Source organism: Streptomyces sp. 35G-GA-8 (genome assembly GCF_023534745.1).
Lineage (GTDB): Bacteria > Actinomycetota > Actinomycetes > Streptomycetales > Streptomycetaceae > Streptomyces.
This window is the reverse complement of sequence record NZ_JAMHJQ010000041.1, coordinates 1-8903: the sequence shown is the minus strand read 5'-3', so window position 1 is coordinate 8903 and position 8903 is coordinate 1. Positions and strand designations below refer to the sequence as shown.

At 70.4% G+C, this 8903-nt stretch carries 6 protein-coding genes; 3 read left to right on the top strand and 3 right to left on the bottom strand.

Annotated features, from left to right (window positions below; translation table 11 throughout):
* Positions 1–433: 433 nt before the first annotated feature.
* A complete protein-coding gene (locus M1203_RS38350) occupies positions 434–1000 on the bottom strand; it encodes a MarR family winged helix-turn-helix transcriptional regulator (protein ID WP_249954498.1) in 567 nt (188 codons plus the stop codon).
* Positions 1001–1147: 147 nt separating this feature from the next.
* Between M1203_RS38350 and M1203_RS38345 the strand changes: the two genes are divergently transcribed.
* Positions 1148–2482 carry an MFS transporter gene (locus M1203_RS38345; protein ID WP_249954499.1) on the top strand — a complete coding sequence of 445 codons (1335 nt, stop codon included), beginning with the start codon at positions 1148–1150 and terminating at the stop codon, positions 2480–2482.
* A 20-nt stretch (positions 2483–2502) separates the two neighbouring features.
* On the opposite strand, the gene M1203_RS38340 is transcribed toward M1203_RS38345, so the two are convergent.
* On the bottom strand, positions 2503–4263 hold the full coding sequence (locus tag M1203_RS38340) for an ATP-binding SpoIIE family protein phosphatase (protein ID WP_249954497.1): 1761 nt from the start codon (positions 4261–4263) through the stop codon (positions 2503–2505).
* 195 nt (positions 4264–4458) lie between these two features.
* Positions 4459–5847 carry an NAD(P)/FAD-dependent oxidoreductase gene (locus M1203_RS38335; RefSeq protein ID WP_249954496.1) on the bottom strand — a complete coding sequence of 463 codons (1389 nt, stop codon included), beginning with the start codon at positions 5845–5847 and terminating at the stop codon, positions 4459–4461.
* Between the two features lie 333 nt (positions 5848–6180).
* Between M1203_RS38335 and M1203_RS38330 the strand changes: the two genes are divergently transcribed.
* Entirely contained in the window at positions 6181–7104 is a 924-nt protein-coding gene (locus tag M1203_RS38330; protein WP_249954495.1) for a TetR/AcrR family transcriptional regulator, read from the top strand.
* Between the two features lie 312 nt (positions 7105–7416).
* A partial coding sequence (locus M1203_RS38325; protein ID WP_249954494.1) for a sigma-70 family RNA polymerase sigma factor occupies positions 7417–8903 on the top strand: 1487 nt, incomplete at its 3' end.

Here is an 8903-nt window from a genome sequence, read left to right as displayed (position 1 = left end):
GGGCTTTCCTCCGGGCTTTTCCCTTCGGTCTTGCGTTTCCGACTCTATCAGACTCTTTCGTGTCCGATTCCCCGTCGGAGCGGGGCCGCCTTCCAGTTCCTCGCTTTCGCGTTTCCCTTTCCGGCGATTCCGACTCTATCAGATCCTTTCGGGCCTGATTCCCAGTCGGAGTGGGCTTGTCGGCGCGGCCGTTGGGCCGTTCCGACGTCCCAGACCCTAGCGGATTCCGCAGGCGACTCATAATCGAGTCTTCGAAATCAATTTCGGCATGCCGAAATTCATCCCGACTGGGAGATCGTGCTGAGGTTGGGTGCCGCTGCTGCGGCGTGAGTGGCTGTCGCAGAACCGTTCCGGCTCCGTGACAGCTCGAAGTACCTTACGGACCGGCCTGGGGCGTGTCAAACCAGCCCCAGCAGCCGCATCTGCCCCTGTCCTAGTCCAGGTCCTTCAGGCGTCCGCCGGCGTCCGGTTGGGCGTGTTCCACGCGGCGCAGGAGGCGGATCAGCATCTCGCCGAGGACTCCGCGCTCGTCCCCTGACAGGTCCTGGAGCAGCTCCTCCTCGAAGTCGGAGGCCATCCTCATCGCGGCGAGCCACTTCGTACGGCCCTCGTCCGTCAGCTCCACGATGACGCGCACACGGTTGTTCTCGTCGCGGTCGCGCGTGACCAGGCCCTCGCCCGCCATGCGGTCGATGCGGTGGGTCATGGCGGCCGGTGTGAGACCGAGGCGCTTGGCGAGTTCGCCCGGCCCCAGGCGGTAGGGAGCTCCGGCGAGCACGAGGGTCTTGAGGACCTCCCACTCGGCGTTGCTGATACCGAGGTCGGAGACCTGCCGGCCGTACGCCACGTTCATGCGGCGGTTCAGCCTGCCGAGCGCCGAGACGATCTGCTCGACCTGGGGGTCGAGGTCCCGGAACTCGCGCTGATACGCGGCGATCTGCTCGTCGAGGCTCGGCTCCTGGAGATCAGGTGTGCCGGGTTTCTCGGGGGTGTCGGACATCGGGGCAGTATGCCACGCACCTCTACTGGCATTGAAGTCCTTCGGTGTGTATTGTTAAGGCTCTAACTTTAGCTTTGAAGTCTTGAGACTTCAGTTCTTCGAACTTCGACCTTCAATCTTCTGAGGCAGGTGAGTGTGACCAGGGCGATGGGCGCAGCGATGCGCCGGATCCAGGCAGGGAACGCGCTGAGTGCGTTCGGGCTCGGGTTCACGGTTCCGTATCTCTATGTGTATGTGGCTCAGGTACGGGACCTGGGCGCGGGTACGGCCGGTGCCGTGCTGGCGGTCTTCGCCATGGCGGCACTGGTCGTCCTTCCCTTCACCGGCCGCGTCATCGACCGACGGGGACCGCTGCCCGTGCTGGTGGGCGGCGCGGTGCTGGCGTCCGTGGGTGCGCTGGCCATGGGGTTGTCGGGGAGCGTTCCGGCGGCCGTGCTGTCGGCCACGCTTCTCGGTGCCGGTACGGCCGTCATGCAGCCGGCCCTGGCCACGATGATCGTCTGGTGCTCGTCGCCCGCGACGCGGACGCGGGCGTTCGCGACCCAGTTCTTCCTGGCGAATCTGGGTCTCGGGGTCGGCGGGCTGATCGGCGGGCAGCTCGTCGACGCGAGCAGGCCCGGGAGCTTCACTCTGCTGTTCTCCATCGAGGCCCTGATGTTCCTCGTCCTGGCCGGCGTCGCCCTTACCGTCCGGCTGCCCCGGCCGGCGGCCCCCACCGGGGTCGTTCCCCAGGAGGGTGGTGACGTTCGGGGCGGCGGGATGCGGGCGCTGCTGAGCCACCGGGCCATGCTCCAGCTGTGTGTGCTCGGGTTCGTGCTGTTCTTCGCCTGCTACGGGCAGTTCGAGTCGGGACTCGCCGCGTACGGCACGGAGGCGGCCGGGATCGATCCGTCGACGCTCGGGATCGCGCTGGCCGCCAATACGGCGGTGATCGTGATCGCTCAGTTCGTCGTGTTGCGGCTGGTCGAGCGGCGCAAGCGCAGCCGGGTGATCGCGGCCGTCGGACTGATCTGGGCTCTCGCCTGGGTCATCGCGGGGTACGCGGGGCTCGGGCACGGCAGCCAGATGGTGGCGACGGTCGCCTTCATCTCGACGTACGCGCTGTTCGGGCTCGGTGAGGCGATGCTGTCGCCGACCGTGGCGCCGCTGGTGGCGGATCTGGCCCCGGCGTCGATGGTCGGCCAGTACAACTCGGCGTTCGCGCTGGTCAAGCAGCTCGCGCTGGCCGTCGGTCCGGCGGTGGGCGGTCCCATGGGCGCCGCGCTGCACGGTCCGTACATCGTGACGTTCGTGCTGTTCTCCCTCGGGATCACCGTGCTGGCTCTCCGGCTGGGGCGGGGGCTCACCCCCGTGCAGGATCAGCCATCGCTCGTACCGGTCTCCCGGGTCGTCGCCCAGCACAAGCCGGAGACCGAGACCGAGACCGAGGTCGAGGTCGAGGTCGCAGCCGAGACCGCGGCCGTGTCAGCACCCACTCGCTGACACCCCCCGGGCGCGAACGATCAGTGCGGCAGGGCGAACTCGCACCACACCGCCTTGCCACCCCCCGGTGTACGGCGTGATCCCCAGGACGAGGCGATCGTCGCGACGATCGAGATTCCGCGGCCCGCCTCGTCCGCCGGTTCGGCGCGGCGGCGGCGCGGCAGATGGTCGTCGCCGTCCGTCACCTCGATGATCAGCCGGCGGTCGGTACGGCGGAGTCTGAGGCGCATGGGCGGCGTGCCGTGCTGCAGGGAGTTCCCGACCAGTTCGCTGGTGGCCAGCACACCCAGATCGCGCAGCTCGACCGGGAAGCGCCAGGAGGCGAGCACCCCCATCGCGAAGGCGCGGGCGCGCGGGGCGGCCTCGATACCGCCGAGCAGATCGAGCGCGGCGTTGTGGAACAGCTCCGCGTCCGGGCCCGTGCGGGAGGGGTGTTGCAGGACGAGTACCGCGACATCGTCGTCATGGTCGGCCGTGACGCCCTGGGAGCGGATCAACCGGTCGCAGACGACCTGGGGCGAGCCCTTCGCGCCGGAGAGGGCCCGTTCGAGGGAGGCCACTCCCTCGTCGATGTCCTCGCCGCGCCGCTCGACCAGGCCGTCCGTGTAGAGGACGGCCGTGGAGCCGGGCGGGAGCGGGATGGAGCCTGAGGAGTGCAGCCAGCCGCCGGTGCCGAGCGGCGGTCCCGTCGGGTCCGCCGCGCGCTGGACCGAGCCGTCCTCCGCCCGTACCAGGATGGGGAGATGGCCGGCGGACGCGTACACGAGCCGCCCCTCGTTGGGGTCGTGGACGGCGTAGACGCAGGTGGCGATCTGGCTGGCGTCGATCTCCGCGGCGAGTCCGTCGAGCAGCTGAAGGACTTCGTGCGGCGGGAGATCGAGCCGGGCGTAGGCGCGGACGGCCGTACGCAACTGGCCCATGACGGCGGCGGCGCGTACGCCCCGGCCCATGACATCGCCGATGACCAGGGCCGTACGCCCGGCGCCGAGCGTGATCACGTCGTACCAGTCGCCGCCGACCGCCGCGTCCTCGCCGCCCGGCTGGTACGTGGCGGCGACGCGCAGATCGTCGGGCTGCTCCAGCTCCTGCGGGAGCAGTGAGCGCTGGAGGGTGACGGCGGTCTGGCGGTGTCTGCGCTCGCTGGTGCGAAGGCGCTCGGCCGCCTCGGCGTGGTCGGTGACATCGGCGGCGAAGACGAGGACACCGCCCGATCCCTGGCAGTCGACCGGGGTGCACGTGATGGTGTACGAGCCCTCCTGGGCCGTGCCCTCGGCCTGCTGTCCGGCCTGGCCCCTGACCTGATCCCTGGTCTGAGCCCTGCCCTGGTCCTTGGCCTGGTCCCTGGTCTGATCCTTGGACCGCTCCTTCTGCCGGCCGCGCACCTGGACCTTGCGTGACTTGACCGTGCGCGGCTTTCCGCTGCGGAGCACCTGGTCGAGCAGGGGGAACAGCCCGAGCTCGGCCAGCTCGGGGCAGCTCTCGGCAGCCGTGGCACCGAGCGGACGCGGGCCGAAGGCGGCCTCGTACGCGTCGTTCACATACGCCACGCGGTGCTCCGGGCCGTACAGCAGCGCGACCAGGGCGGGCAGTCCGCCGAGGATTTCCCGTACGGAGAGGTCTTCGAGTGCGGGAACGTCGTCCGTCAGGGGGACCGGGTCGGGCTCGGGCTCGGGCTGCTGCTCGTACTCACCACGGGCCGCGGGCACGGAACCGCGGCCCGTCCGCGCGGCGGCGCGGCGCTGCGTACCGGTGAGCCGGGCGCTCCAACGCGTGAAGTTCACGAATTCTCAGGCCTCATGGTGTCGTTTTGCTGTTCGTCTTGGCCGGGCTGGTCGAGCCGGGGCAGGTCGTCGGGGCCGGATTGCGCCGAGCGGGCCGGATCACTCTGTGCAGATGTGAACCCACCTATGGTCACACGTCCAGTGTGGCCGACCGCACTGACAGCGGGGCCGGTCGCGTCTTCCACGTGTCCTTTTCTACGTGTCCTCGGGGCGTTCGGGACGTTCGCCTCCTGCGGCGAGTTCGAATTCGGCGCGCGGGTGCTCCAGCGAACCGAGGGAGACGATCTCCCGTTTGAAGAGCCCGGACAGGGTCCATTCCGCGAGGACGCGGGCCTTCCTGTTGAAGGTGGGGACACGGCTGAGGTGGTACACGCGGTGCATCAGCCACGCTGGATAGCCCTTGAGCTTACGGCCGTAGATATGCGCCACACCTTTGTGGAGGCCGAGGGACGCGACCGATCCCGCGTAGGCGTGACGGTAGTCCTGGAGGGGCTCGCCGCGCAGGGAAGCGACAATGTTCTCCGCGAGGACTTTGGCCTGGCGTACCGCGTGCTGGGCGTTGGGCGCGCACTCCGTGCCGGGCTCGGCCACCGTCAGATCGGGGACGGACGCCGCGTCGCCGGCCGCCCAGGCGTGCTCGGCTCCGTCGACGGAGAGCTTCGCGGTACAGACGAGGCGGCCCCGCGCGTTCAGCGGCAGATCGGCGGCCGCGAGGATCGGGTGCGGTTTGACGCCGGCGGTCCAGACGACCGTACGGGTACGGAAGCGGGCGCCGTCGCTCAGTACGGCGACGCGGTCCTCGCAGGACTCCAGGCGGGTGTCGAGCCGTACGTCGATATTGCGGGCGCGCAGCTCCCGTACGGCGTACTTGCCCATCTCCTCCCCGACCTCGGGAAGGATCTTGCCGGTCGCCTCGACGAGGATCCACTTCATGTCGTCGGCCTTGATGTTGTGGTAGTACCGCGAGGCGTAGCGGGCCATGTCCTCCAGCTCGGCGAGCGCTTCGACGCCCGCGTAGCCGCCGCCGACGAAGACGAAGGTCAGGGCGGCGGCGCGGATCGCGGGGTCGCGGGTGGAGGAGGCGATGTCCATCTGCTCGATGACATGGTTGCGCAGCCCGATGGCCTCCTCGACGGTCTTGAAGCCGATGCCGTGCTCGGCCAGACCGGGGATGGGGAGGGTACGGGAGACGGAGCCCGGCGCCAGGACGAGTTCGTCGTAGGAGAGCTCGACGGTGCCGGTTCCCTCCTCCTCGGAACCGAGGGTCCGCAGGGTCGCGGTGCGCTTGGCGTGGTCGATGCCCACGGCCTCGCCGATGAGGATCTTGCAGCCGGGCAGCACCCGCCGCAGCGGGACCACGACATGGCGGGGGGAGATGTTCCCGGCCGCCGCCTCGGGCAGGAACGGCTGATACGTCATATAAGGGTCGGGAGACACCACGATGACCTCGGCCTCGCCACTCTTCAGCTTCCGCTGGAGACGCAGCGCTGTGTACATCCCGACATAGCCGCCACCGACCACGAGAACGCGCGCGGCGGGCGATGGAGCGGGGGTCGTCCCTGGGGAGTTCTCAGCCTTCACCATCCCATGACGCAACGGGCCCCGGTGTTTGTCCACAGGCACGACAGATTGTGTGACCGGAGGTCGTTCGCGGCCCCGGACGGGCAAAAGCGCGGGAATTTCCGGAGGAACGCAGGTCAGCGCGGGCACGGAAGGGGGTGGGAGGGGGGTGAATCAGGCACCTTCCGGTCCTTGCTCCGATCGGGGGGCGCTCCGTGCGGAACCACCCCCTTCTGAATTGACCCGGGCTCAACTATGTTCGTACCTCGTCGAGGTGTCCGGCTCGTGACTGGACCGCGACCTCGGCTGTCAAGGCGGGGAGTCTCCGGGGGGAGACATCATTACCGGGGGAACGCTATGCACATTCAGGATTCGCATCGGCAGGCTGCCCTCGTTTCGGAGGACGGCGGAAGAACGAGTACGGCGGATACGGCGGGCACAGCAGGTGTGACCGCGAGTACGGCAGCGGCCGTGAGTACGGATACGAGTACGCGTGCGGCTGCGACTGCGGCTGCGACTGCGCCCGCGGGTTCGCGTACAGACACGGGTACGGGTACGGGTACGGAAACGGCTGGTATCGGCGGTGCGGCGGGGTCCGGAGGACCGGGCCGCTCGGCGCCGCTCCGCGTGGACGCACAGCGCAATCTGGAGCATGTACTGCGGGCGGCTCGCGAGGTGTTCGGCGAGCTGGGGTACGGGGCGCCGATGGAGGATGTGGCGCGCCGGGCAAGGGTCGGGGTCGGTACGGTCTACCGGCGGTTCCCGAGCAAGGACGTACTGGTCAGGCGGATAGCCGAGGAGGAGACGTCCCGGCTGACGGACCAGGCGCGTACGGCGCTGGGGCAGGAGGACGAGCCATGGTCGGCTCTCTCCCGCTTCCTGCGCACCTCGGTGGCGTCGGGCGCGGGGCGGCTGCTGCCGCCGCAGGTGCTGCGCGTCGGCGCGGAAGCCGAGGACGAGGCGGCGGGGCGTGGTGCGCAGGACGAGGCGCGGGTGCCGCAGCAGCGGCAGGCCGGCCGGCCCGAGCTGCGGGTGGTCGGACAGCGGCAGCCGGTGGAGGAGCTGGACGATCCGGGCGCCGTTGAACTGCTCGATGTCGTCGGGCAGCTGGTGGAGCGGGCGCGGGCGGCGGGTGAGCTGCGGGGCGATGTGACCGTGGCCGATGTGCTGCTGGTGATAGCCACGGCCGCGCCCGCGCTGCCGGACCCGGCGCATCAGGCGGCGGCCTCGGCACGGCTGCTGGACATCCTGCTGGAGGGGCTGCGGTCCCGGCCTGTGTGAGGCACGCGGGCGCCTGTGCGGTCGTGTACGGCCGCGAGGGCGTGTCTTCGAAGTAGCGCCGTCCGCCCGCCGGGCAGGCGGGACTTCGAAGACACGCCCTCGAGCCCGTTCGGGCTCTCGCGGTCGTTCGCTTCGAACTGGCTTACCGATAAACGCCCTTGATCATTCCCCTAAAGGGTGAAGATAAAAGCGATCGTCCGGGAAACCGCCTCGGATGAGTGGTTGCCGGGCGGGAAGGCCCGGGTGGTGCGGCGCGCTGTGGCACGCTGGCTCGGTGTTCGGGTCAGAGGGGTGCGTACGGGGGCTTCCGCGATGAGGGGTGACGGTCGGGACGAGCCGCTGGGAGGCGGCGGCACCGACGGTGGTACGGAGGGCGGCACCGGGGGCGGCGCGGAGGGCGGTACGGAACCCGAAGGGGCGTCCGCACGGCAGGTGCCCAGCCAGGGCGGGCCCAAGGGAGCGCCAGGGCTCGGGAGTTCGGGCGGACCCGTCGGTCCGGGCGGTCCGGTCCGGCCGGGCGGTTCCGGCGGCCGGGGCCGTATGCCGCATCCGTCGATGGGCGGCGCGGGCGGTACTGGAGGCGTGGGCGGTGCTGGCGTCACGGGTGGTGCGAGCGGGCCCGTGGAGGCGGAGACCAGCGTGCCGCCGCAGCGTGAACGGAGCGGCGGTTCTTCCGTGCCGGGACCTTCGGAACCGGTGGGGGCTCCGCTCGCGGGGCAGGCCCTGGATCACTCGGCCGGTCAGTCGGGCAATCCCTCGGGCGGTCAGTCGGGCGATCCTTCGGGCGATCAGCCCGTGGACCCGCCGGTGGACCCGCCTGTGGATCAGCCCGTGGACCCGCCTGTGGATCAGCCGACACTCCAACTGTCCACGACCGGGCGGCCCATGTCGGACGCCGATCTGATCCAGCGGATGCGGAACGGCGACGACCACGCGTACGAGGAGCTGTTCCGCAGGCACTCGGAATCGGTGCGCCGTTACGCCCGTACCTGCTGCCGCGACGCGCACACCGCCGAAGACCTGACGGCCGAGGTGTTCGCCCGTACGTTGCAGGCGGTACGGGGCGGGGCCGGGCCCGAGCAGGCGGTGCGCGCCTATCTGATGACGACCGTACGGCGCGTGGCCGCGTCCTGGACGAAGTCCGCGAAGCGGGAGCAACTGGTCGAGGACTTCGCGGTGTTCGCGGCGCAGGCCGCGCGCGCCTCCGAGGTCTCGGACGTGGACACCCTCGATCTGGGCGCGGATGTCCTGGCGATGCGCGAGGCCGAGCAGTCCATGGCCATGCAGGCGTTCCGCAGCCTGCCCGAGCGCTGGCAGGCCGTGCTCTGGCACACCACGGTGGAGGAGGAGTCGCCGAGCGAGGTGGCGCCGCTCTTCGGGCTGACCGCCAATGCCACGGCGGTGCTGGCGAGCCGGGCGCGCGAGGGCCTCAAGCAGGCGTATCTCCAGGCCCATGTGAACTCCGCACTCACCTCGGAGGGCGACTGCTCCCGGTACGCGGACCGACTCGGGGCGTATGCCCGCGGCGGACTGCGGATGCGTGCGGAACGCGGACTGCGCAAGCATCTGGACGAGTGCGTCAAGTGCCGCCTCGCGGCGGGCGAACTGGCGCAGTTCAACGCCGAGATCCCAGGGGTGCTGCCGATCGCGGTGATCGGCTGGTTCGCCGCCGGCTACTCGCTGAAGGCGGCCGGGATCGTGGCGGGCGGCGCCGCGGGGGCGGCGGGGGCCGGTGCCGCCGCCGCGGCGACCGGTGGGGCGGGTGGCGCCGCCGCCGGAGCGTCCGGTGGGGCGGCGGG